The sequence below is a fragment of the Streptomyces sp. NPDC058653 genome (assembly GCF_042716895.1).
Taxonomy (GTDB): domain Bacteria; phylum Actinomycetota; class Actinomycetes; order Streptomycetales; family Streptomycetaceae; genus Streptomyces.
In genome coordinates, this window is the sequence record NZ_JBHXRM010000018.1 from 49,811 (window position 1) to 72,484 (window position 22,674).

Consider the following 22,674-nt stretch of genomic DNA (forward strand, 5'->3'; position numbering starts at 1 on the left):
GGGACACCATGAGTGGAGACGCGCAAGGGCGCTCAGGCGGTGGCGCGACCGAAGGCGAGTTAGGCCAGGACAAACCCCACAGTGCCCGCATGTACGACTACTACCTCGGCGGGAAGACCAACTACATAGTCGACCGGGAAGCCGCGGAACTGGTCATCGCACAATTCCCCTCCATCCCGGTCGTGGCACGGGCCAACCGTGCTTTCATGCACCGCTCGGCCCATTTCCTGGCAGCCGAGCGCGGCATCCGCCAGTTCATCGATATCGGCACAGGCATCCCCACCACCCCCAATCTGCACGAAGTGGCCCAGGAAGCGGCGCCGGACAGCAGAGTCGTCTACGTGGACAACGACCCCATCGTGATGGTCTACGCCGATGAGCTGCTCGACGGTACCCCTGAGGGAGCCACGCTCTATGTGGAAGCCGACGCGAAGCGCCCCCGGGAGATCCTTGAGGCCGTGGCGGACACCCGGCTTCTGGACCTCAGCCGTCCCGTGGGCCTGTCGCTGCACGCACTGCTGCACTTCCTGCCTGATTCCTACGATCCCAACGGACTCGTGCGCACCCTGACCGACGCGTTGGCGCCAGGCTCATATCTCAGTCTCACGCACTGCACCGGCGACTTCGATCCCGAGTCGTGGGAAGCGATCGTGGACGTCTACGTCAGCAGAGGCACCCCCACGCAGGTACGGAGCCGGGAGGAAGTGCTGCGTTTCTTCGACGGGCTTGACCTGGTCGACCCCGGTCTCGTGGTCGCGCACCGCTGGCGGCCCGAACCGGGCAGCGGACCGAGCCTCGTCACCGATGCCCAGGTGTCCCTGTACGGCGGAATAGCGCTGAAAGCCTGAGGCGGCCCTCCAGCGCGGTTCCGACGCCGTAAGGAGCAGTTGCTCAGAAGGACTTGCGCAGATGGCGCAACAGCTGAAGAGACCGTCCGCGATCCAGGGACGCGCTCCTCAAACGAGTCAACGCCTTGTCCCACCGGTCCACTTGCACCTTGTCCTGGATGAGCAGTGCCCCGCCGAAGTGCTCCGAGTAGACGATGTCGGGCAGTACCTGCTCGGCGAAGCGCAGAATGGTCGTCTGCCCGATCATCACCGGCAGGTTGAACTGGCGCAGCTGGGCTATCCGGACGTGATACGTCGGCTGCTGCGCCAGCTCGATCAGACGGTCGAACTGGCGCAGCATGACCCGCTCGTTGCCGAACCCCCTTTTGAGGGTGGCTTCGTCGATGACGCAGATCAACTTCTTGGCCGGGGCCGACTGGCTGAACCGCTCAGCCCGCTGCAGGCGCAGTTCTACCAGCCGGTCCACCTCGTGGGAGGGGATGCTGCGAGGACCCTTCTCGATCACTGCACGGGCATAGTCGGGGGTCTGCATGAGGCCCGGCAGCTGATGAGGTTCGTAGATCCGGATCCGCTCGGCCGCCTGCTCGAAACTCATGAACGCCTGGAGGTGCTTGCCGGCGACATCAGTCCAGTCCTGGTACCACGGCCGGAGGCTGGCGTGGGCCGCCAGGTCCAGAAGGCGCTTGCGCTCGTCCGGATCCCCGATCCGGTACACGTCGCATAAGCCAACGACATCCCGGGGCTTGAACTTGTGATGGCCCGTTTCCATGCGGCTCAATTTCGACGCGGAGAAGTTGAGAGTGGCTGCCGCCTCTTCCAGGGTCAACTTCAGTCTGATGCGGTGCTCGCGCAGCTCCCCGCCCACGATCATGAGCTGCGCGCTGGGGACCGCCTTGTCGCGGAGGTTGATCACGCCTCCGCGCTGTGCCCTGCTCTCCTGTGCCGCCATGACTACTCCTGGTTCCTGGGTCGATACCGTTCGCGTTTACGCGGAAACCATCGTGCAGCATCCCGGCGACTGGTACAGGCGGAGTCGGATAAGTGAGCCTTGCCTGTATATCTGTTCGCTTTGCGGTATGTGTGCCATCGTGTTGCCTGAGGGAATGAGCTCTTTGTCGCTCCGGTTTCGGTCCGGGCCTGCTATTCCGGTCATCATCGACGATGGTGGTCCAGCCCGCGTCGATACTGCAGTTCATGGTGCCGGGGTGTTCTTCTCTGTGGCTGCGGGGGCTCAAGTCAGCTGCCGCCCGTACGGTGTCACTCGCGCTCCAGTCATGATCCGCCCCGCACGGGTGGGCATGGGATCATCAACTCTCATCGGTTGTACGAGGCTTCGGCAAGTTCAACACGCCAGCAGAACCTGTGCCTTGGGGCGGGTGACGACGGCGAGCCGGCGGAGAGGCCCGGAGTTCGCCGACGTAACCTGCCGCACGGCGGAGGTAACGGAAGGCTGACGTCCCACGTCTCGCCTTCGGGTCTGAAGTGTCCCTGGGAAACGCCGTGTTCGCGCCCTACTGCCGTACCTACCCAGTCCATCTTGACCGCTCGCGGGTTCTGACCGCTCCGACATCCCGCAGAGAAGAGCGGGCCACGCGGGTCAGGGCGATCTCGGCGACGTGCGGTTGACGCACGTGACGGCGGGAGGCTGTGACGGCTTCGCCGACAGGCAGGTGCTGCTCCTGGCCGAGTCGAGTTCGACGCCGAGGCGGTCCTGGAATGGCGCAAGCAGTCTCGGCAGTGGTCGGCGAGAGTGCGGGGCGGGGGCTCCCGGGATCGCCGGCGCGACGATGGCCAGCGCGACGATGGCCAGCGCGATGACCATCCATGGGTGGACGGGGAGAAGTACGCCGAGCACCAGCGGGAGGGCTGCTCCGACAAAGCTGCGGACGCAGGCGACGAGCATGGCCTGCGGTGAGCGTCCCGGGGCGAGACGACCCAGGCGTGTGCAGGCCATCCGGCCGCTCGCGGCTCTGATCGGCGGGGCAGGACAGCCGGCGCCGGTGCGAGCACTGGCTAGACTCGTCCGCATGGTCCGACCGTCCCGTGCTGAGGCGAGCGCTGGGATGTGGCGGCGCGAGGCGGGCACCGTGGTACGCAGGGCCGCGCCGTTTCCGGAGCAGGCGGTAGCCCCGTTCGTTATCGTCGCCGGGTTTCAGGTCCCCCCTGTTCCTACCGAGTGGGCGCCGCACTCGCATCCCTTGCATGAGCTTGTGTGGGTACACGGGGGAACGCTGACATCCCGGGTGGGAGATCGTGTCTTCACCGTGTTCGAAGAGCAGGGGCTGTGGATGCCCGCCGGAGTGGTGCACGGGGGCCGGGCGACAGCGGGTGCGACATTCCACGACGCCTTCTTCGCCCCTGACCGCACGCCGTTCGCGTTCGGGGGGCCGAAAGCGATCGCGATGACGCCGCTGCTGGAGTCACTTCTGACTCATCTGTCCCGTACGGATCTCGATCCGGCGGCCAGGGAGCGCGCGGAGTCGGTCGTCTTCGACGTGCTCCAGCCGGCGAAACGCCAGTTTGCCTTGCAGCTGCCCGGCGACCGGCGGATCGACGCGATCGCAGAAACTCTGCTGGACGATCCTGCCGACGGCCGCTCGCTTGAGGAGTGGGCACAGCGGCTGGGGATCAGCGACCGCACCATCACCCGTGCGTTCCGTCACGCGACAGGTCTCTCCTTCGCGCAGTGGCGGCAGATGCTGCGTGTGCACCGGGCGCTGATGCTCCTCTCCGACGGCTTCGATGTGATGGCGGTGTCTGAGGCGCTCGGCTACGCGCAGCCCAGTTCCTTCATCGCCGCCTTCCGGCGGATCATGGGAACCACACCGGGCGCGTTCTTCGACGCGGCCGACGCCCTGGCCGGGAATGTCCGGAATCCCGTATCGGGTGTCCAGAACTCCTGATTGTCGACATGGCAAGCGGAATGTAGCCTTCTTCGAGTTAGGTAACCCTTAGTTGGTGCTCGCCGTGAACGGTGCTGTCTGCCGTGCGCCGGAGAGTTCGCGGCCCGGCCGGTGAAGGCCGGACGGAGGGTGCCGCAGTCCGTGCCCCTCCGACGGTCCGGATCCATCGATGTTCACAAGTCCCTTCCGGCATGCCGACCGCCCTCTGGGCGGCCCGGCCGTGCCGGTGGCCGCACTCAACGGGCGCGATCTGGTGCTGCGTTACGGCGGTGAGCCGGTCGTCTACGGCGTGTCGCTCGCCCTGGAACCCGGCCGCGCCACCGCGCTGGTGGGGCCGAACGGCAGCGGGAAATCCACGCTGCTGCGTGCCCTCTCCCGGCTGCACCGGATGGACGGGGGCCACCTCACGGTCGGCGGCCCCGACGGGGCGCCCGAGCGGGACGCCACCCTGCTCAGCGCCCGCCAGTTCGCCCGCGAGGTCACGCTGTTCTCTCAGTCGAGGCCCGCGCCACAGGGGCTGACGGTCATGGAGGTCGTGACCTTCGGACGCCACCCCTACCGCCGCAGCTTCGCCGGACCGACCCCCGAGGACCGGACCGCCGTCGACCACGCCATGGGCGTCACCGGCGTACGGGACATGGCCAGGCCGCGTACACGCGGCGGGCGCACCGGCCGATGTACTCACCGCCGAGAACATCGGTCAGGTCTATGACATCCGGGTCGAGGTCGCCGTCGATCCCCGCACGGGCCGTCTCCGTATCGACCCGCTCGGGCGCCACCCTTCCTGAAGCGGCGCATCCGCCGCCTCGACCCCTCACCCCCGCTCCCACCTCCATCCACCGCTGCACGCGTCCCGGCGCGCCACGATGCGTCGCGGCGCGCCACGCATCTCAGAATGAATCGCAAGAAAGAGGACACCCTTCATGAACCGTGCCCGTCGCCTGGTGGCGTCCGCCTCCACCGGGCTCGTCGTCCTCGCCGCAACGGCCTGCGGTACGACGGACGTCGACAAGGCCGAAGCCGGCGCGGCCGGCGCCGCCACCGCGTCGCCCGAGTCGAAGAGCTGCGCCGATGACACCACGACCGCCTCCACCGGGCCGGTCTCCTTCAAGGACGGCGTCGGCCAGGCGCTCATCAGGACCAGCGTGTCCGCGACACGTGATGCCTGGTCGAGGTCGTGCAGCACGATCCCGACCGCGATGCCGTGCTCCTCCACGAGATCGCGCACCAGGTCGAGCGTCTCGATCTGGTAGCGCAGGTCCAGATGGTTGGTCGGTTCGTCCAGAAGTACGACGCCGGTGTCCTGGGCCAGACAGGCCGCGAGCCAGACACGCTGCACCTCCCCGCCGGACAACTCCCCACCGGCCAGGCAGGTGAAGCTCGACAAGCCCGCCCAGCGGATCGCCGTCCTGGAATGGCAGCAGATCGAGGACGCGCTCACCCTGTGCGTCACCCCCACCGCAGTCTCCGACGCGAAGGGGTACCGCACCTGGACCAGCGCCGAGAAGCTGCCCGACGGGGTGACGGACATCGGCACCCGTGAGGAGCCCGACCTCGACACCCTCTACGCGGCCAAGCCCGACCTCATCGTCGTCGAGGCGTTCGACGCCGACGACGAGACCATCGCGAAGCTGGAGAAGCGCGGCGTCCCCGTGATGGCCACCCGGGGGGCCAACCCGGCCGACCCGATCGGGAACATGCGGGAGGTGTTCAGCATGATCGGTGAGGCGACGGGACGCACCGAGCGTGCCGACCAGGTGCTCGGGGAGTTCGACCAGCACCTCGCGACGGCGAAGAAGAAGGTCACCAACGCCGATCTCCCGACGAAGGACTTCCTGTTCTTCGACGGATGGCTCCAGGGCGGTAACCTCACCGTCCGCCCCTACGGCGAGGGCGCCCTGTTCACCGAGATAGGTGAAGAGCTGAGCATGACCCCCGTATGGACCGACGACGTCAACAAGGCCCACGGCGACGGCGGTGTCGACCCGGACTACAGCCTCGCCCAGACCGACGTCGAGGGACTCACCGCGGTGGGCGACGCCAACCTCTTCTACGCCAACGACGAAGGTGCCGGCGGGTACGTAGCCGAACTGCGCAAGAACCCGATCTGGAAGACCATCCCGGCCGTCAAGGAGGACCGCACGCACGCGTTCCCGGCACGGGTTTGGGGCGCCGGCGGGCCGCGCTCCTGCGCGCAGGCCATCGACGCGTACGTCGACGCGCTCACCAAGAAGTGAACACACCTCAACTGCCGGTACCCGGAGGGGGACCGCTGCCGCGCGCCGAGCGCGGCGACGGCCCCACCGGGGTCGCCGTCCTCACCCTCCTCGCCGCCGCGACCGCGCTTGTGGGCATGTGGCACCTGACGCAGGGGACGTCCGGCGTCGGCGTCGGTGACCTCGTGCGCCATCTCGCCGGGGCACGCGAGCACACCGGTGGGATGCCGGTCGGGGAGATCCTCACCGGCTCGCGCCTGCCCCGTCTGCTCGCGGGCGTGGCGGTCGGCCTCGCACTCGGCTGCGCCGGCGCGCTCCTCCAGTCCGTCACGCACAACGCGCTCGCCTCACCCGACACCCTCTCGGTCACGGCCGGCGCCTACTTCTCGCTCACGCTCGTCGCCGCATTCGGCCTCGCCGTCCCGCTGTGGGCGTCGGGCGCCGTCGCCTTCGTCGGCGGGCTGCTGGCAGCGGCCCTCGTACTGCTCCTCGCGGGCCGCGCGGCGGGCACCGCCGGGACCCGGCTGATCCTCGCGGGATCGGCGATGGCGTTGGCCCTGGACGCGGCGACCGGGATGCTCCTCATCCTGTTCGACCAGAACACGACCGGACTCTTCGCCTGGGGGAGCGGATCGCTCGCCCAGCTGAACATCGACGCCTCCGTACGGGCCTTCCCGCTCGTGGCCGTGGTGCTGTGCGTCGCCCTGGGGCTGTCCCGGCGGCTGGACGTGATGAACCTCGGCGACGACGCCGCGTTCCACCCTCGGCGTGCCGATCCGCGCCACCCGCGTGACCGCCGTGATCTGCGCGGTGCTCCTGAGCAGTACGGCGGTGACACTCGCCGGCCCCATCGCCTTCGTCGGACTCGCCGCCCCCGTCCTTGCCCGCCTGCTCGCAGGACGGGGGCGGGCACTGCGCCGGCACCTCCTGCTGGTACCCACGGCCGGACTGCTCGGTGCGCTGCTCATCCTGCTCGCGGACGCGTCCCTGCGCGCGGTCCAGGGTGCGGAAGGCGCCGCCTCCATACCCACCGGCGTACCGACCGCACTGCTCGGCTCCGTCGTGATCGTGGTGCTCGCGCTGCGCCTACGCGACACGGGCCGGCTCCGGCAACCACCGCACGTCCGTGTCGCCGCACGATCGCATCGCGCGTTCCTCCTCGTCGTTGCCTGCGCGCTGACCCTGCTGGCCGGCACGGTTCTCGTGGCGGTCCTGGCGGGGAGCCTCTGGCTGCGGATCGGGGACATCACGCTCTGGATCCAGGGGACCGCCCCGGACCTGATCGGCCAGGCCCTCGACGACCGGATCCCGCGCATGATCGCCGCCGTCCTCGCCGGCGCGGCGCTCGCACTGGCCGGCTGCGTCGTGCAGGGCGCCGTACGCAACCCGCTGGCCGAGCCGGGTGTGCTCGGCATCACGGCGGGCGCCGGGCTGGGCGCGGCGAGCGTCGTCACGTCGGGCCTGTCCGGCGGACGCCCGGTGCTGATCGCGGTCGCGGTCGCGGCGGGGCTCGCCACGTTCGCCCTGATCGCCTGGCGCGGCGGTTTCCTGCCCGACCGGTTCGTACTGATCGGCATCGGCTGCGGGTATGGGCTCAGCTCTGTCACCACCTTCCTGCTGCTGGGCGCCGACCCGTACAACACGCCCCGGATCTTCACCTGGCTCTCCGGTACGACCTACGGCCGTACGCTGCCCGACGTCGTACCGGTCGCGGTGGCCCTGGCGCTCGCGCTTCCCGTGCTGCTCGCCATGCGCTCCGGCTCGATCTGCTCGCCGTCGACGAGGACACCCCGCGCATCGTCGGCGTCGTCGGCTTCGTGGGGCTCGTCGCCCCGCACCTCGCCCGGTCCCTGGTGGGCGCCCGGCACGGCCGCGCGATCCCGGTCGCAGTGCTACTCGGCGCACTGCTGGTGTGCGTGGCCAACGCCCTCGGCCGCACGCTCGTGGCACCCGCCCAGATACCGGCGGGCCTCGTGATCGCGCTGGTCGGCGCCCCGTACTTCGTCTGGGTGCTCCGACAGTCCCGCGCCTGACGCGGGCGGCGCCGCCCCCGCCCCTCGCCCTCCCACTCCTCAGGAGCACCGCAATGCAGCCCCAGCGGGAAACGCCCGTGACCAGCGTCGTCGTCCCGTTCGAGCCGGACACCCCACCGACCCCGCTGACGCGGCTCGGACATCACGGGGTGCTCGAGCACTGGTACACGGACGACCGTTCCACCCACGCCCCTCACCTCGTCGCCGTCGCGGGTGACGACGGTGCGCACTGGGTCGCCGCCGCGCTCGTGACGGCTCGTCCGCACACGGCCTATCTGAAGATCGTCGACGTCGTGGGCGACGTTCCGAAGGCCGTCGCGGCGGTCGTCGCCCACGCGCGCCGCCGGAAACTCGCACAGGTCAAGTGGGAAGGCTGGACGGCAAGCCCCGAGGACGCCGCCACCGCTGGCTTCACCGCGTTGCGTCCCCCGCTCACCCGCCCGCAGGACACGGCCGGACCCGCCACCGGCTATGTGCGCTGGCTGGATGACGAACCGCCGGCCGCACCCCCGTACTACGCGCAGACCACCCACTTCACCTGCGGCGCCGTCACCGCCCTGGTCGCGCAGGCGCGGGCGGGGACGCTGCCACGGGAAGCACTCGACCGCCGGGCCGAACTGACGCTGTGGCGGGACGCGACCAACTTTCCCGCCTGCGAGCCGGTCGGACTGGCCGTCGCGGTACGCCGGGCCTGGCCGTCGACCCCCGTCACGGTCCACCTCGACGCGACGGGGCCCGTCATGCTCGACCACCTCCCGGAGAACGAACGGGAGTGGCGTGCCCACCTCCAGCACATGTCGCGCGCGGACGCCGACCGGATCGGCGTCCCGATCGACCCGCACCCTCTCTCCGCCCCTGCGATCCGAAGCGCGCTCGCCCGCCGGGACCAGGTGCTGCTCCTGCTCTCACTTGCCGGGATGCAAGGGTTCGACGTTCCCCACTGGGTGCTCTGCCACGGCACCGTACCCGGCAATGTCGTGATTGAGGATTCGTGGGCGAACACGGCAACAGGGAATACCTGGGTGGATGCCCACCTGCTGCCCGTCCCCGACCCGTTGCTCGACGCGATGTCGCACATCTCCGCAGACCGCTTCCGCGGTGCCGTGGTCATCGGCCACCCGCGTGATGCGGCGGGTCCTCCTTTTGCTTCGGCCGCCTGATGCTGGAACATCCTCAGAGAGGAGGTAAGCCCCGGAGGAGACGTCAGCCTGGCAGTGCGAACGTCTTTCGACCGCTACGGCTACAGGCCGAACGCCCGCCAGATCTGCCAAACTTCGGATTCCTTGGTCCGCACAACTCCCGACCGAACTCTTCAGGACGCCGACGTGTCAACACCCGCCGGCCGTAACTACCCGCCTTTGACGACCGGTGCGACTTGCGGAGCAGTCGCGGTGTCACGCGGTCTGCCGATGATCGCTGTCAGCGTCGATCTGCTCGTGTGCAGTACGGGCGGTTTCCAGCAGGCGTCGCCAGGATGTGACGGTTGGCCGTCGTCGGAGCAGCGCGCGGCGGTCCCGTTCGGTCATGCCTCCCCAGATGCCGAATTCCTCGCGGTTGTCGAGCGCATACGCCAGGCATTCGGTACGCACGTGGCAGCCGAGGCAGACGGATTTGGCCCGGTTCTGTTCCTGTCCCTGGACGAAGAGTGCGTCGGGGGCGAGGGTTCGGCAGGCTCCCCGCCCGGTCCATTTCGACGGCGCGTTCACAGTGGTTCCTTCCTCGGGGGAGTCCGACGCTACAAAACGTTCCATCGTTGTAACAGACCGCTGTGCGACCGTCACCCATTCGGGTGGCGGTCGCAAGAGTTCACGCCGCGTCGGCCATCAACAGGTCGCACTGGCAACGTTTTTGAGATTGGTGCTGGGTGGGTGGCCGGGCTCCTTGTGCGGTGCGGAGTTCCGTGCTGCGGCCTCTTCCCAGCGGTCCGGTTTTACCTGCTGCGAGCCGCTCGGCCTGGCACTGGTGGAGTTGGTGTGGCGGGCGCCGTGGAGCGGGCGCCTTTGTGTCCGTGGCCTGGCACCTTCTGCGGGTGGGCTGTCCTCGCAGAATGGGTGAGGGCGAGGTTGTAGGTGAGGTCCTGGAGGACGGCGGCCGGGGTGTGTGGGGAGAACTCGATGGTCCAGGCTGGCTGTTCGGCACTTTTACCGCCCCAGAGGGTCCAGGCGGGTTCGGAGTGGGCGGTGGTGGCGCCGACGGCGGCGGCGACGTCAAGGCGGAGGCCGGTTGCGCCGTTGGGGGCGGGCCAGTTGATGTGGTGCCCGTTGATGGTCTGGGTCCAGCCGAATTCGGTCAGCGGACCGGTGACCGTGTTCAGCGTGCGTTCGGTGAGGGGTGCGCTGGTCCGTTCGGTCCATGCGGTGTCGGTGTCGAGGCTTGTGAGGAGCGTTTCGATCATGTCGGTGGGGGTGTTGGCGGTGGCGGTGTCTGCTCCCGTGCTGGGAGGTTCGGGCGCCGTGGTCGGTGTGCCGGGTGAGGTCCGGGCGTCGGCGGTGTCGCGTTCGGTGTCGGTCATCCGGGCGGGGCCGGGGCGCATGGTGTCGGCGTGCATGTCCTCGAAGGCGGTCAGGGCGCGTGCGGGGGAGTCGAAGGAGTTCGCGATCTGCCGCAGGTGGTTCTCGCCGTGGAGGTAGACGCTCTTGCCGGTGTCGAGGTAGGTCCCGACCGCGACGGTGGTGTGGGCGTCCTGGGCGTGGGCGTGGATGAGGAGGCGCCCGTGGCGGATGTCGTCGTGGATCTTCTGGGCTGCGTCGGAGACCTCGCGGATTTCTGCGCGACTGCACCAGGGCATGGGGTAGTTGGCCCAGGTCCATTCCTCGTCGATCGCTTCCCGTAGTTCGGGTGTGATCTCGACGGTGATGCCGTCGGCTCTCAGCTGCCGGGCCGCTTTCTCGGCCCAGTAGGGCTCCTCGTGGTCGATACGGGCTAGGACCAGCATGTTCGTGGCCGCGACGTGCCAGCCAGCAGCTTCCAGACCCACGTGGGCGATGTGGGCCTGGGTTCCGGTGAGGGTGGCGGTCACGGCGCTGGGGTGCGCGGGGTGGGTGTCGAGGCGGACGCGCGCATCGACGGACGGTGTGCTCACGAAGGTGGTGTCTCTTCTAACTCGTGGCCGGACCAACGTGGCCCGGCCACCCGTGGCTTGAAGGGGTCAGCGGGGGATGCGTACGGCGGGCGGTGCCGTGGTCGGCAGCGGGCCGGCGCGGGGCGGGGCCGAGATCCGGTTGCTTACGCGGGCGTTGGCCGGTGGGGGTGTGGTGGCGTGCTGCCAGCGCACCCGCACGGCGGACAGGTCGGCGAGGGCGCGGCGGGCGCCGACAACCAGCTGGTACGTGGTGGTGGCCGGGTCGCCGGTGAGCTTCTCGATACGCCGGCCCGAGCGATGGGCGGTGGTGAGGAGGGAGCGCAGGAGAATCTGCTCGCCCCAGTACTCCGGGGGGCATCCGTCAGCCTCGGAGAGGAAACCCAGCAGTTCTCTCGGCTCGGCGGTCCCGGTGGCGACAAGGCCGCGGTGCTGCGCTCCCCACAGGACGGTGACCGGATCGATGGGGGTTCCGCGCCGGGTCAGGGTGATCAGGCACTGCCACAGCCCCGCGTGCAGGGGGTCGGTGAAGTCGCCGGGGATGAGCCACCGCATCCGTTCGACACTGCCGGGTCGGGCGGTGGCGGTCGCGAGCAGCAGCCGCTCTTCCTCGCCCGCCTCCTCGTCGTGCGCGGTGACCGGCGTGCTGGCGGGGGTGCGGGACAGAGAGCCGGAGCGGGTTGGGAACCGGGTCGCGATGTCGTCGACCACGGTGGTGAGGGCGCCGGCTTCGGCGAGGGTGGTGGCCACGCGGTGGGGGAGCGAAGTGTCGAGGGTGGTCTGGATGAGGCGGTGCGCGGCGGCGCGCAGCAGTCGCCGGGAGTGCTCCTCTTCGATGATCCGCGCGTAGGCGGGCGCATGTTGGGGCTCGGGGCAGCACTGGATCAGGTGATGCAGGTAGGTGGTGGTCAGCCCGCGCGTCTGCTCCCCGGCTGCGGCGAGCACCTGGTTGAGCCAGGCCGTGTTCCTGCTGTGCTGGGCCGGTTCGGGGGCCGGCAGCGAGCGGATAGCGGTCAACAGCGCGGCGTGTCCGGCGGTGGAGAACGCCTCGGCGGGGATGCCGGTCAGGCTAGCGGCACGGTGGGGTTCGAGGAGGAGGGCGCCGAGGAGGGCCTGCTCGACGTGGAACACCGGCGGTGGAGGTGGGAGCGAGTCGAGGTCGTCCTCGATGGGGTCAGGAGTTGGGGGCATCAGGCGGCGAGGGTGAAGTCGTCGGGGTCGAGGGGTAGTTCGAGGTGGGGGGCGAGGAGGTGGGCCGCGAGCAGCGGGGGAACGGCGTTGCCGATCTGCGAGAACCGTTGGCCCTTGTTGCCGGCCCAGGGGTAGTCGGCGGGGAAGGTCTGCAGGAGTCCGGCTTCCTGGGCGGTGATCCGGATCGACTCCGGCATCACCAGCTGCCCGCCGTCTGCCCGACGGGGTTCCGTGGGCTCGGGCATCCAGACGCATTCGTTGGCGCGGTGTCCGAAGAACAGCGTCCCCGCCGGCTCGGAGAGCGACCGGATGGTCGCGTTGGCCTGGTTGTTGCTGCGCAGAGACCACGACCAGCGGGGCGCGCCGACCGCCACTGCTTCCTCGACGGGACGGCCGTCCCGTGCGCTGGGCGGTGCGGGCCGACCAGTGTCTTCCCGTTGAGGCGGCGGCAGACTCCCGGTCGCCCGTGGTGTCCAGCTGCCGCGGTCGCGGGCGTCGGTGAGGGTCTTGCGTGATCCGGAGGGGAACGGTTCGGGGCCGCCACCGGGTCCGCCGCCGGCGCAGACGGTGGGCACGGGGCGGTCGGTGGCTCCCCAGCCGAGCGCGGCGGCCATCGACACCCACTGCTCGCGGCCGGGTCCGAACAATGTGTCGGGCTCGGCGGCTTGGGCGTGTGTCGGCGCGGGAGGCTCGGCCGTCCGTACGCGCGACGCGATCAGGATCGCCCGCCGTCTCGTCTGCGGTACCCCGTAGTCGGCGGCGTTCAGGATCCCCGTCCACACGGAGAATCCCCACCGGCGCAGGATCGCGGCGTACTGCTTCCACAGGGGCAGGACATCCGGTACTTCCTCCATGGCGACCCAGTCCGGCTCGCCCACGGTGTTCAGGGCGTGGAGGTAGCGCATCGGCTCGGCCGCGAGCAGGGACCGTGTGTCCTGGCAGGAGGCGAGAAGCCGTTCACGGCTGTCACGGCCGGCGGCGAGGTCGGTCACCGCCTGGTGGACGAGCGGCTGGTCGAGCAGTCCGAGGCGTTTGCCCGCCATCGACCATGCCTGGCACGGCGGAGAGGCGATCAGCCCGTACGTCCGGCCGACCCATGGCCAGGTGGGGTACATCGCGACGTCGGTGCGGATCGTCAACTGCCCGGCCGCGGAACGCGTTCTGCATGCCCACTGGTCCCATTCCAGTCCGATGTCCCGTACGCCGAGGACGGTCAGGGCATGGCTCCAGCCGCCGGGACCCGCGAAGAGGTCCAGGATCAAGAAGCCAGCCCGAAGTCACCCTGCACCGGCTCGACTTCACCTCTGCAGGCCCACGGCGAGCAGCCGTCGGCCACTCCGTGCTCCGCCTCGTCCGTGTCGGATGTTTCACCGTCGCCGAGTTCGCGCTGGAGGGCGGCCCATTCGGCGGCCGTGACGTGGTCGATCGGCGCGTCGGAGAGCGGGACGCGGGAGCGGTGGAGGAACGCCTGGCCGAGCAGCTGGTTGCCGGAGGCGGTGGCGCGGGCGTTTCCCTGTCGGATCGCGGCGTCGAACTCCACCACGTCCTGCCACTCTTCGGGGCTCGTGTCACGGATGTGCCGCCACTGGGCGTTGCCGTGGAACGGGCACCCGAGGCAGCTCGACTTGGGTGTGTCGGCCAGCCCCCGGGATGTGAGGTAGCGAATACAGTCGGACCGGGACCAGTTCATATCGGTGATGAGCGGGTGCCGGTTGCGCATGTATTTCACGTCGGCATCCTTGGCGCGGTGGAATTCGTCGGTGGATATGCCGACCCACTGCTCGACGAACACGCCCTTGGGGATACGGGCCGGATAGGGGTAGCCGAGGAGTTCGCGCACCTTCTTCTTGATCGGTTTTATTTTGTATTCACCGGTGCATTGCCGTCGGGTCATCCCGGCCCTGCCGTCCTTGTTCAGGATGTGAAGCGGCATGGAGGCGAACCGGTGACCAGGGTCGAGTGCGTCGGCACGGATGTTGCCGGAGGAGACGCGGAAGATTGGTATGCCTGCCGGCCCGGCTATTTCCTGTTCCAGGCGGTCGAGGTGATCGTAGACGGCTTTCGGTTCCCATCCGGTGTCGGCAAATATTGCGTAGTCGACCTTTGGGAGTGTCCCTTCGGCGGAAAGGGCGAGCATAGCGCTGGATTGGATTCCGGCGCCGAGCGAGATGGATCTGAATTCGGGAGCAGGGGAAATGGTGCGTCCTTGCGGCGGGTGATGTCGTGATCGCGTGGCCACCGGATTTGTCCGGTGCGGGGGTCCGGCGGGAACAGGTGGATAGAGCCACGGAGGCAGGCCATCCCGGTCACGGGAGTCCCTGTGGTGGGGGGGGATCGGTGACTGTTCGGGTGTGGGCTCGTTGGTCCCTGTGGCAGATGTATGCCGGGGTGTTTCGGGCCTTGGCCCCGGCGGGCTGTCTGTCGGCCCCGCACGCTGGGCTTCCCCTCCTTGGGGCTTGCGTGCGGGGCTTTCGCATGTCCGGTGGTGGAGCACGGGTGCCGCCGGGCGACGGTTCGGCGTGCCGTGGTCGGGACCAGTGCGACGGTGAGGAGGGTTCAGCCGTCGGCGCGTTAGCGGCGGAGGTCAGCGACGCCGTACGGCCGGTGGCACAGGGACGGTCGTTGGAGCGACAGCCCCATTGTGTGGTTCGCATGGGGGCCTTGGGCCGGGTGTGGTGTCCGTGGTGGGTGGGCTGTTGAAGGCGGGTGCGACGCGGTCGAGGGTCTCGGCTACTTGCCGGGTTTGGTCGTGGGCGTGGCAGAGTTGTGCGGCGACGTCGTCGGGGAGCCGGTCCCACTGGGCCTCGTACTGGTGGCGCTGGATGATCTCGGTGGCGTTGCGCAGTTGGTCGGCGAGCTGGTGCAGGATCGCGGTCCGCTGCTCGGGACTGGTCGCGGTGTGGGTGGCTTGCAGGAGTGCGTCGAGGGGCGGTGGGGAGTGGTGCTTCGTCCTCGGGGAGGCCGAATAGGTGGGCGTGCAGTTCCTGGGCGACGCCGGTGACGGGGCCGCCGCGCCCGCGGTGGCGGAATTCGATGGGTGCCTGGGTCCGGGCGCTGAAGCTGACGGTCACGTCGCGCGGGGCGGCGTCGGGGTGGAGGTGGGCGGCGAGGGCGCGGGCGAGGTCGTGCGCGGTCGGGGTATCGGAAGACGTGGTGGACTCCAGGCAGATCTGGTCAACGTGTCATTGGGCGCGCGTCGGTCACGGCCGGAAGGCCGGCCGGGTGGTCGTGAGTGCGGCGGTGTCAGCGCGGCCGTACGGCGCGGTCGATCTGGGCGCCGGCGTGGTGGACATGCGGGTTCACGGCGGCTCCGCGGACGGGCGTGATCAGCGCGTCGTCCAGGCCCTGCACGAGGTGGGGGACGTCGCGGAAGGCGCGCTCCACCGGTGCGGTCGTCGACAGGTGGGCGAAGAGCTGGGCGACGAGCCGTTCGGGGGTGTCCCGTGTGAAGGAGGCGTGCCAGTGGGTGTCGAAGCCGTTGTGGACGTGGTGCTGGAACCGCCACGGCCTCTCGTCGCCGGGGGTGTGCCGCAGGAGGCAGTGCCGGTCGGGTGAGGTGAGCGTGCCGTTCTCCTCTCCGGCCGCCGAGTGGTTCAGGTGGGCGATCTCGGTGAGGGCGAGAGCGGTGAGCGGGATCCGCTCGGTGTGGCGGCGGTCGCCGAGCAGTTGGGGCAGGGCCTGGGTGACGGCGGCGATGGCTTCGATGGGGGTCTGCCGGGTGAACTCCGCCTCCCAGTAGGGCTCGTGGTGGGCGATGGTCTACCAGATGCCGTCGTACCGGCCGGGTTCGAAGTCGATACGAAGACTGTGGTCGGGGCTGTTGACGGCGATGTGTCCGGTCGTGGCGTCGTGCTGCGTGGGCCAGCGGAAGAGGTGGATCAGCGGGCCGAGCGCGTCGGCGAGCTGGTCGGGGCCGGCTCCCGCCAGATGACGCGGCGAGACGAGTACCCGGTCCTCGGGCGCGAAGCGGTTCAACGCCGTGCCTTCTGAGCGAGGGACGGTGCCGTCGAGACGGGAGCTGCGACAGCCGCAGGCGCGGCTGCGGGGCGGTGTTGTGCCAGAGCCCGCTGCCCATCGCCGGTGACGGTGATCTTCTGTCCGTGCCACAGCGACGTGCTGGTGTCGGCGGTGACGAACCTGCCTTTGACCAGGGCCCGGAAGGTGGCGATGGAGACGCGGTTTCCGTCGTGGGTGATGACGCGGGTTACCCCCAGCCCCCGGCGCGGACTTTCGTACAGCTTTCCTTCTCCGGCGCTCAGAGCCTTGAGGGCGTCGTACTGGGCGGGGCTGAGCGCGGGAGCGGCAGTCTGCCGCTCGGACTTCGCCTGGTCGTGTGTGTCGGCGAGGTCGCTGGTGATGCCGGTGGCGACATAGTGGCAGCCGGTGGCGCTCAGGTCGAGCTGGTGGGCTTCGTCGTTCAGGTGGCCGTTCATGCGCGGTATGGCCGTGGCGTGGCGGGCCACACGATCCGAGGCGTTCTCTGCCCGATAGCCGGGGAAGGGCGCGCCTTCGAGGGGGTTGGCGTGCAGGGCGCGGGCGAGGTCGTTGCCGGCGAGGGTGGAGGCGAGTACGAGTGAGGACAGGCATTCCAGGCTGGCGTGGCTGCCGGGGGTACGGGTGTAGGGGCTGTTGGCGAGGGCGCCCAGGCGGACGAGGAGCGTGGCGGTCAGGTCCTGCGTCGTGAGCAGGAGCAGGCCGATCTGGCGCAGTGCGTCGGTGCCGGGGGTGTAGGAGACCCCCCGCACGCGGTCGTGCAGGGCTTCGAATTCGTGGGCCAGATTGCGGAGTTCCTGCGCTTGCTCTGTGAGGTTGAGGGGGGACATGGGGCGGGTGCGGCTCCGGGGAAAGGGGGCTTGGGTTTCAGGGGGCTGCCTGCGGGGTGGATACGGGCTGGTGCGGCAGCGGCGCCAGCTAGGTTGGGGCGGTACCGGTAGTTCGACTACGCCCTGAACGACACCGTCCTGGACGCGGCCGGGATCGACGTGAGGGGCCATGGCCCGGACGCCGGTGCGATGCCACTTCGTGAGCGAATGGCGGGGCGACTGCCCCCAATACATGTCAATCCCCACAATTGACGCGACCGTTGTGGGTGGTTGGTCCTGTAGTGGGAGGATGGTGACGCCTCAGTCGTAGAGCAAGGGATGGCGATACCCATGGCACTGCCCCCACTGACCCTGTCGCAGAGGGCCGCGGCGCTGGAGAAGGCATTGGCCGTCCGCCGGGAACGCGCAGATCTGATGGCCGCTCTCAAATCAGGAGCCCTGACCCTCCCGGCCCTGCTCGCCCGTGAGGACGACGTGGTCGGCAAGCTCCGGGTGCGCCGGCTCCTTGAATCACTCCCCGGCATCGGCACCATCCGCGCCGGCCAGCTGCTCACCGATCTGGAGATCTCCGAGAAGCGTCGCGTCCAGGGCCTCGGCGCCAAGCAACGTGCCCGGCTTCTCACGCTGTTCAGGACCACGGACTGACCGGACCCGGGCGTTCTGGGGCTTACACGCACTGGGTGAACTGGCTGGTCCGGTCGGCCAGGTGAAGGCGCAGGCCAGCCTCTCCGGCTGGGCTGGTCGAGATGGTCCCGGGTCTACAGCGGATAGCGCCGATTGCCTCGTTTCTTTCGGTTGCCGGCGTCGTTGGTAGAGATGCGACAGATTCCTGCCGGGCCATCCGCCCCCTTTATCCCGGTAGTTGTCCGTCGTCCCCGCACGTTGAGCTATCCATCCCGGTGCTCGCAGCAGGCGTGCGGGGCTTCAGCGCGCCCACGCGAGGTCAGCGGGTCCGCCGCCGTGGCGGTGCTGATGCGGGAGTTGTGCGGCTGGGAGCGGTGGTTCTCAGCACGATTGCGGGCAGGGCGCGTTGTCCGGCGGGGGTGAGGAGGAGTTCCTGGCCGTCCTCGGGGCCGGTGCGGGTGTCGCGGGTGACGAGTCCTTTGCGTTCCAGTGCGGCGACGGTGGCGGTGATGATCGGTGCGGGAACGCTCGTGGCGAGGAACGGCGGTTGGCCTTCACGCTGGCGGATGCGGACGGCACGCTGGGAGATCAGTCGGAAAGCGGCCCGTTGCGGGTCCGTCAGTCGCGGCAGCACGATCCCGGAGTCGGGAGCCGAGGTGGTGAGGGTGGCGGTGACGAGCGCGGCGGCGTCGAGACACATGACGGGCGTGTCCCGCAGGAGGGCGGTGGCGGCGCTGAAGTGCCGCCGCAGCGCGAGGTGGTTGGCCGATGTACGCGGTGTCCGGGGTGGCCGCGGCGCGCTGCGCGGTGTGTGGTGGAGCGCGGTCGCCGCGGGAATGGCCGCGAGCAGATGCCCGCCGGCGTCGTTGCCCTGACACGCGGCGCCGGTCAGATGCTCAATGGCGCCGCGCCCCGCGGCGGTTGACCCGATGGCGGCGTCGCCGGTGGCCAGGGCGAGAGTGATCGCCTTGTTGGTGAGGCTCTGCGTGGTACGGACCCGGGCGATGAGCGGCATCAGAATGTCTGTGTCGTCGAGGAGACCGGTGCAGAGGGTGAGGTGATGATCATCAGCGAACTCCTCGGCCAGCGAACGCAGTTGCCGGATCAGGTCTTCGGAGCGGGTGTCGGGCAAGGTCGGGGGATCTTTCTGGTGGCGGCGTGGAAGGCGGTCGGCGGCCCCGGAGGCAGGGGCGGTCTGTTCACGTGACGGTGCCGGTGTCGGCCATGACGGGGGTCACCGCTTCACAGCGGCCCATGATTGGTTCCGGGTCAGCTGGCTCGAAGTTCCAGGGTCCTGGTTCAGGGGGGCTTCCCACAGGAATCGGGCCGTGTGGTCGTTGCCGTGGCCCGCGCGGGGGGAAAGGGGTGTGCCATCCGGCCCGGGGTGGGCGGCTGGCGATCAAGTACCAGCCCGCGCCGCGCAAGGACGCGCCGCTCTCACCCTGTTGCGTGTACGTGATCAGGCGCCGGTATCCGAGGGCCTTCGTCGCCCGCCAGGACGCCCCGTACAACAAGGAGTTGGCGTTGCGGGTGCCGTCGCTGGCGGTTCGGGTGACTTCGAGGGTCGCGCCGTCATCGAGGTGGCGGGCCACTGGCCGGCCGACGATGGCGACGGCGTGCAGCGTACCGGTCTCGTCGGCGGCGCCGACGGCGAAGATCTGCCCCGCCGGCGGCGGATGGTGACGGTGCCAGGCGCGCACGAAGTCCTTCGCCTCCCGGGAGCGGACCGGCACCAAGTGCAGAAGGGAATCACTCACGCTGTCTTCCCGAGGTCGGGCCGGGTCGGTGCGTGTTGTCGACGGCGCGGGTGGTGATGGCCTTCGACGCACGGGCCGAAGCTGCGGTCAATTCCTCCGCGTCGGGTTCCTCGTACCACGGCCGGAGGTCGAGCATCGCGACGCGCATGCCGGTCGCGAAGCACAGAGCGGTGCCCTTGGGCAGGGCGCGGATCGCGTCGGCGGGCAGGATCCTCTCCTGTCGCATCGACACCGACGTGGACTTGCCGGAATCGGAGTGCGAGGTCGACGTCGTCTGGACGTCGTGGTCGCCGATGAGGCGGGACAGCTTGTCGGCGAAGTCGGGGTCGTCGATGCCGGAGCCGATGACCTTGATCGTGGAGGCGGACCACATGGCGTCCATGCCCGCGTCTCCCCAGACTTTCTGGCCCTGGCGGTAGGACTGAAGGATCGTGATCGGGATGATTCCGCGCGAGCCCAGGTGGGAGTACAGGTCGGGCAGGTCGCTGATCTTGCACACGTTCGCGGCCTCGTCGAGGATCGCGAGGAGCGGCGGGTCGAGGCGCCCGCCGGCGCGCTCGGCCTGGGCGGTCGCGGCCCGCATCACGGAGTCGGCGCACGCGGCGATCAGCGCGGAGGCTCCGCCGCCGCCGTCCTTCGACAGCAGGTAGAGGGTGTCGGTGGAGGTGACGAAGTCGGCCGGCCGGAACTCGGGAACATCTTGCTGCGGGGTGACCCAGGCGGCGATCTCGGAGTTGAGGAGGGCGGCGGCGTACTGGCGGGCGGTCTCGTAGATGCCGTCGCGGGTTTCGGGCGGGCCTTCGACGGTGCCTTTCAGCTGGGCGGCGACGGCCCGCAGATCGTGGTCGCGCAGGATGTCGAGCGGGGTGCGGTCGGCGGGGAACGCGAGCCAGTTCATGAGGTCGGTGATGGGACGCTCGTCCAGTGCGGCGGCGAGCAGGAGCTGGCTGAGGATGTTGGATCCGGCCTTGGACCAGAAGTCCCCCTGTTGGGAGGCGTCCACGGAGGCGGCGAGGAAGTGCTCGGCCAGCCGGTTCGCACCGTCCAGCGTGGTCGCGCTGGCGAGGGGGTTCCACCACATGGTCCGGTCGGCGTGCGCGATCTGCTGCGGGTCCATCGACCACGTCCGGCCCACCTTCGTACGGGCGTCGAGGGTGGCGGTGTAGGCGTCGCCGCCGGCCTTGTTGGAGGTGAGCAGCACCGGGCCGGGAGCGGCGAGGATGGAGGGGACCGCCAGAGAGGTGGTCTTCCCGGAGCGCGGCGCCATGATCGCGACGGCGACGTCCTCGTAGCCCATGCGCACTTCGTGCCGGGTGCCCTGGAGGTTGCCGAGGAGAACACCGGCATCGGCCGCGACGATGCGCTTGGCGTCCTTGAGACTCGGCCGCAGCGAACGCGCCTTGGCGGTGATGGCTTTCGCCATCAGGGGCTGGATGTCCCGGGCCTTGGCCATACCGGTGATCTTCTTCCGGCCGCCGCCGCTCTTGTGCCGGGACCACAGGACACCGGCCAGAGCGCCGAGGGTGAGCAGCACCACGACCGGCACGATCCGTGTGCCGAGCAGGAGAGCGGTGCCGCTGATCTCCGGCCAGAGTTGGTCGGGGTGGAGCAGGGCGGTGGTGGGCTGGTACGGCGCCCAGTCGCCGCCGGCCAGCCGGGCGGTGAGGTTGCCGCCCAGCCAGGCCAGGTTGGACAGGGGCACAGCTATGGCGAGGACTCCGAGGAGGAGACGGAAGGCCAGGTCGTAGCCGTCGCTGGAGGTATTGGGGGAAGGGGGCAAAGGGCGGTGTCCTTCCGGGTGGGGGCGGAGGAGTCAGCGGGTGTGGCCGGGGGTGGCCGGCGGCCGGTGCGGGATGCTCGGACTCGCCGGTGGGCCGGCGAGGCGAGCCGCGAGGGAGTGGACGCGTTCTTCGAGGGCCAAGGCGATGCCCGCAGCGGGAACACGACGGGTGTTCACGCTCATGCGGTCACGCGCGAAGCCGGGGATCCGGCTCGGGTCGCGGGCGACAGGGGCTCGGTCGGCGAGGGATCGTGTCGCGGCGGTGATCAGGTGGGTCGGTGTGCCGGGGTGAAGTAGGCGCGCCAGGTCGTCGGTTGCTGGGTTACCGCAGTCTCGATGAGCCACTGGTCGCCCTCGTCCTCGACGTGTGCGATGCCGTCGGGTGAGGCCAGCCCGTAGAGGTGCCGCGAGGTGTCCCGCTTGGGCTCCCGCAGCGGGGCGTACGGGTCCGCTCCGGTATCGGCCGGGGGCGACGGATCGGTGCGGGCGTCGGTGAACGCGGCGATGATCTCGACTGGGGTGCGGGCGTCGAACGTGGCCGTCCATCCGGGCCGGTGGGCGTCACGAGCGTGTCGGATGGTCCACCACGGATCGTCCGGGCCGGGGTCGATGCGCAGCTGGGTGAGTTGGTCGGGGCTGGTGAGGATGACGCGGGGCATCAGCGGGTCGTGCCCGTAGCTCCAGCCCGCCGCCCGGTGAAGCGGCACGGTGACCCAGCCCGGGTCACCGCCACCGGCCAGGTAGCGGGGAGCGGCGAGCGCCTGTTCGACGGTTCCGGCCGTGCTCCTCACCGCCGGGCCCGAGGTGTTGTGGGGGCGGCATCCGGAGGCGGCGGTGCCTTCACGGGAGCCTCCGGCGAACGATGCTGCCGGGCCTGCTTCTGGGCCTCGGTGTTGATGTCGATGAGGGCCTGGCCGTAGATGCCCCACTGGTCGAGGTGATGCCAGGCTTCAGCGCGGCTTTCGGCGAGCGGCTCGTCGTACGCCGCGGTGCCGGGCACGGCGTCCGTGGGCAGGTTGCGGCGTAGGTCGAGCCACTGGCGGTGCAGCTCGTACAGCTTCTGGGTGCTGGTGCGGAGTTCGCCGATCTGCCACGCGTGGGCCCGCGTGGCGGAGGAAGCGGGCAGGCGGGCGAGCTGGTGTTCGGCGGTGTCCACCAGTACGTCGGTGTGGAAGTAGACACGGCCGAAGGCGTTCAGGGTGTCGGTGTCACGCTGCCGCTGACGGATGCCGTACGCGGCTTCGTCGAGAGGCTCGAACGTCTCCGGGTCGCAGTGTTTGTCGGAGTAGGCGTCCCACGCGTCGAGGATCTGCCTGCTTTCCCGCAGAAATGTTGCCAGTTGCCGCAGGTAGAGCTGGTGGGCGTCGTACGAGGGCAGGCTCGGGGGAGGGGAGGAAGTGGTCAAGGAAGGGCTCTCAGA

General features: G+C 69.6%; 18 protein-coding genes and 7 pseudogenes. 8 read left to right on the plus strand and 17 right to left on the minus strand.

Annotated elements, in window-relative coordinates:
• Positions 1 to 8: 8 nt before the first annotated feature.
• Positions 9 to 848: an SAM-dependent methyltransferase gene (locus tag ACFWU9_RS17380; RefSeq protein ID WP_384319149.1), complete on the plus strand. Its 840-nt coding sequence runs from the start codon at positions 9 to 11 to the stop codon at positions 846 to 848.
• Between the two features lie 43 nt (positions 849 to 891).
• On the opposite strand, the gene ACFWU9_RS17385 is transcribed toward ACFWU9_RS17380, so the two are convergent.
• Complete coding sequence (locus tag ACFWU9_RS17385) at positions 892 to 1,797, minus strand: helix-turn-helix domain-containing protein (RefSeq protein WP_384319151.1); 906 nt, start codon at positions 1,795 to 1,797, stop codon at positions 892 to 894.
• A 648-nt stretch (positions 1,798 to 2,445) separates the two neighbouring features.
• On the minus strand, positions 2,446 to 2,802 hold the full coding sequence (locus ACFWU9_RS17390; protein WP_384319153.1) for a hypothetical protein: 357 nt from the start codon (positions 2,800 to 2,802) through the stop codon (positions 2,446 to 2,448).
• A 73-nt stretch (positions 2,803 to 2,875) separates the two neighbouring features.
• Here ACFWU9_RS17390 and ACFWU9_RS17395 point away from each other — a divergent pair, with 73 nt between their 5' ends.
• The 3 genes and pseudogenes from ACFWU9_RS17395 to ACFWU9_RS17405 form a co-directional block, all read left to right on the plus strand.
• Positions 2,876 to 3,751: a helix-turn-helix domain-containing protein gene (locus ACFWU9_RS17395; protein WP_384319155.1), complete on the plus strand. Its 876-nt coding sequence runs from the start codon at positions 2,876 to 2,878 to the stop codon at positions 3,749 to 3,751.
• Between the two features lie 169 nt (positions 3,752 to 3,920).
• Positions 3,921 to 4,539, plus strand: a pseudogene (locus ACFWU9_RS17400) (ABC transporter ATP-binding protein).
• Between the two features lie 135 nt (positions 4,540 to 4,674).
• A pseudogene (locus tag ACFWU9_RS17405) lies at positions 4,675 to 4,875 on the plus strand (Fe3+-hydroxamate ABC transporter); the annotation flags it as partial.
• Positions 4,876 to 4,883: 8 nt separating this feature from the next.
• Here ACFWU9_RS17405 and ACFWU9_RS17410 read toward each other — a convergent pair.
• Positions 4,884 to 5,117, minus strand: a pseudogene (locus tag ACFWU9_RS17410) (ATP-binding cassette domain-containing protein); the annotation flags it as partial.
• A 1-nt stretch (position 5,118) separates the two neighbouring features.
• Here ACFWU9_RS17410 and ACFWU9_RS17415 point away from each other — a divergent pair.
• The 3 genes and pseudogenes from ACFWU9_RS17415 to ACFWU9_RS17425 all read left to right on the plus strand — a co-directional run.
• Positions 5,119 to 5,988: pseudogene (locus ACFWU9_RS17415) on the plus strand (ABC transporter substrate-binding protein); the annotation flags it as partial.
• Positions 5,985 to 8,000, plus strand: a pseudogene (locus tag ACFWU9_RS17420) (iron ABC transporter permease). The pseudogenes ACFWU9_RS17415 and ACFWU9_RS17420, both read left to right, overlap by 4 nt.
• A gap of 53 nt (positions 8,001 to 8,053) precedes the next feature.
• Positions 8,054 to 9,160, plus strand: coding sequence for a peptidase C39 family protein (locus ACFWU9_RS17425; protein ID WP_384319157.1), 1,107 nt, complete (start codon positions 8,054 to 8,056; stop codon positions 9,158 to 9,160).
• 234 nt (positions 9,161 to 9,394) lie between these two features.
• Here the strand turns inward: ACFWU9_RS17425 and ACFWU9_RS17430 are convergent, their stop codons facing one another.
• From ACFWU9_RS17430 to ACFWU9_RS17470, 9 genes and pseudogenes are all read right to left on the minus strand, one after another.
• The gene (locus tag ACFWU9_RS17430; RefSeq protein ID WP_384319159.1) at positions 9,395 to 9,751 is read right to left on the minus strand and encodes a WhiB family transcriptional regulator; all 357 of its coding nucleotides are present in this window, start codon (positions 9,749 to 9,751) and stop codon (positions 9,395 to 9,397) included.
• A gap of 179 nt (positions 9,752 to 9,930) precedes the next feature.
• Positions 9,931 to 11,082 (minus strand): DUF317 domain-containing protein, encoded by a 1,152-nt coding sequence (locus ACFWU9_RS17435; RefSeq protein WP_384319161.1) that lies wholly within the window; start codon positions 11,080 to 11,082, stop codon positions 9,931 to 9,933.
• A gap of 66 nt (positions 11,083 to 11,148) precedes the next feature.
• Positions 11,149 to 12,270, minus strand: a complete 1,122-nt coding sequence (locus tag ACFWU9_RS17440) for a DnaB-like helicase N-terminal domain-containing protein (protein WP_384319163.1) — start codon at positions 12,268 to 12,270, stop codon at positions 11,149 to 11,151.
• Positions 12,270 to 13,532 (minus strand): DNA cytosine methyltransferase, encoded by a 1,263-nt coding sequence (locus ACFWU9_RS17445; protein WP_384319165.1) that lies wholly within the window; start codon positions 13,530 to 13,532, stop codon positions 12,270 to 12,272. Before ACFWU9_RS17445 ends, ACFWU9_RS17440 begins: the two co-directional genes overlap by 1 nt.
• On the minus strand, positions 13,529 to 14,407 hold the full coding sequence (locus tag ACFWU9_RS17450) for a hypothetical protein (RefSeq protein ID WP_384319167.1): 879 nt from the start codon (positions 14,405 to 14,407) through the stop codon (positions 13,529 to 13,531). Before ACFWU9_RS17450 ends, ACFWU9_RS17445 begins: the two co-directional genes overlap by 4 nt.
• 1,106 nt (positions 14,408 to 15,513) lie before the next feature.
• Positions 15,514 to 15,654: a hypothetical protein gene (locus ACFWU9_RS17455; protein ID WP_384319169.1), complete on the minus strand. Its 141-nt coding sequence runs from the start codon at positions 15,652 to 15,654 to the stop codon at positions 15,514 to 15,516.
• Between the two features lie 9 nt (positions 15,655 to 15,663).
• A pseudogene (locus ACFWU9_RS17460) lies at positions 15,664 to 16,026 on the minus strand (DUF317 domain-containing protein); the annotation flags it as partial.
• Positions 16,027 to 16,029: 3 nt separating this feature from the next.
• Entirely contained in the window at positions 16,030 to 16,245 is a 216-nt protein-coding gene (locus ACFWU9_RS17465; RefSeq protein ID WP_384319171.1) for a hypothetical protein, read from the minus strand.
• Positions 16,242 to 17,093 (minus strand): hypothetical protein, encoded by an 852-nt coding sequence (locus ACFWU9_RS17470; RefSeq protein ID WP_384319172.1) that lies wholly within the window; start codon positions 17,091 to 17,093, stop codon positions 16,242 to 16,244. The genes ACFWU9_RS17465 and ACFWU9_RS17470 overlap by 4 nt, the downstream gene beginning before the upstream one ends.
• 330 nt (positions 17,094 to 17,423) lie before the next feature.
• On the opposite strand from ACFWU9_RS17470, the gene mihF reads away from it, so the two are divergent.
• A complete protein-coding gene (gene mihF, locus ACFWU9_RS17475) occupies positions 17,424 to 17,738 on the plus strand; it encodes an integration host factor, actinobacterial type (protein ID WP_381977054.1) in 315 nt (104 codons plus the stop codon).
• A gap of 298 nt (positions 17,739 to 18,036) precedes the next feature.
• On the opposite strand, the gene ACFWU9_RS17480 is transcribed toward mihF, so the two are convergent.
• The 5 genes and pseudogenes from ACFWU9_RS17480 to ACFWU9_RS17500 all read right to left on the minus strand — a co-directional run bounded on the left by ACFWU9_RS17480 (position 18,037) and on the right by ACFWU9_RS17500 (position 22,659).
• The gene (locus tag ACFWU9_RS17480) at positions 18,037 to 18,849 is read right to left on the minus strand and encodes a hypothetical protein (RefSeq protein ID WP_384319174.1); all 813 of its coding nucleotides are present in this window, start codon (positions 18,847 to 18,849) and stop codon (positions 18,037 to 18,039) included.
• A gap of 67 nt (positions 18,850 to 18,916) precedes the next feature.
• Complete coding sequence (locus ACFWU9_RS17485; protein WP_384319176.1) at positions 18,917 to 19,474, minus strand: XF1762 family protein; 558 nt, start codon at positions 19,472 to 19,474, stop codon at positions 18,917 to 18,919.
• Positions 19,471 to 21,254: pseudogene (locus ACFWU9_RS17490) on the minus strand (type IV secretory system conjugative DNA transfer family protein). Before ACFWU9_RS17490 ends, ACFWU9_RS17485 begins: the two are co-directional and overlap by 4 nt.
• A gap of 266 nt (positions 21,255 to 21,520) precedes the next feature.
• Complete coding sequence (locus tag ACFWU9_RS17495) at positions 21,521 to 22,045, minus strand: DUF317 domain-containing protein (RefSeq protein WP_384319178.1); 525 nt, start codon at positions 22,043 to 22,045, stop codon at positions 21,521 to 21,523.
• Entirely contained in the window at positions 22,042 to 22,659 is a 618-nt protein-coding gene (locus ACFWU9_RS17500; protein WP_384319180.1) for a hypothetical protein, read from the minus strand. The genes ACFWU9_RS17495 and ACFWU9_RS17500 overlap by 4 nt, the downstream gene beginning before the upstream one ends.
• Positions 22,660 to 22,674: the final 15 nt, after the last annotated feature.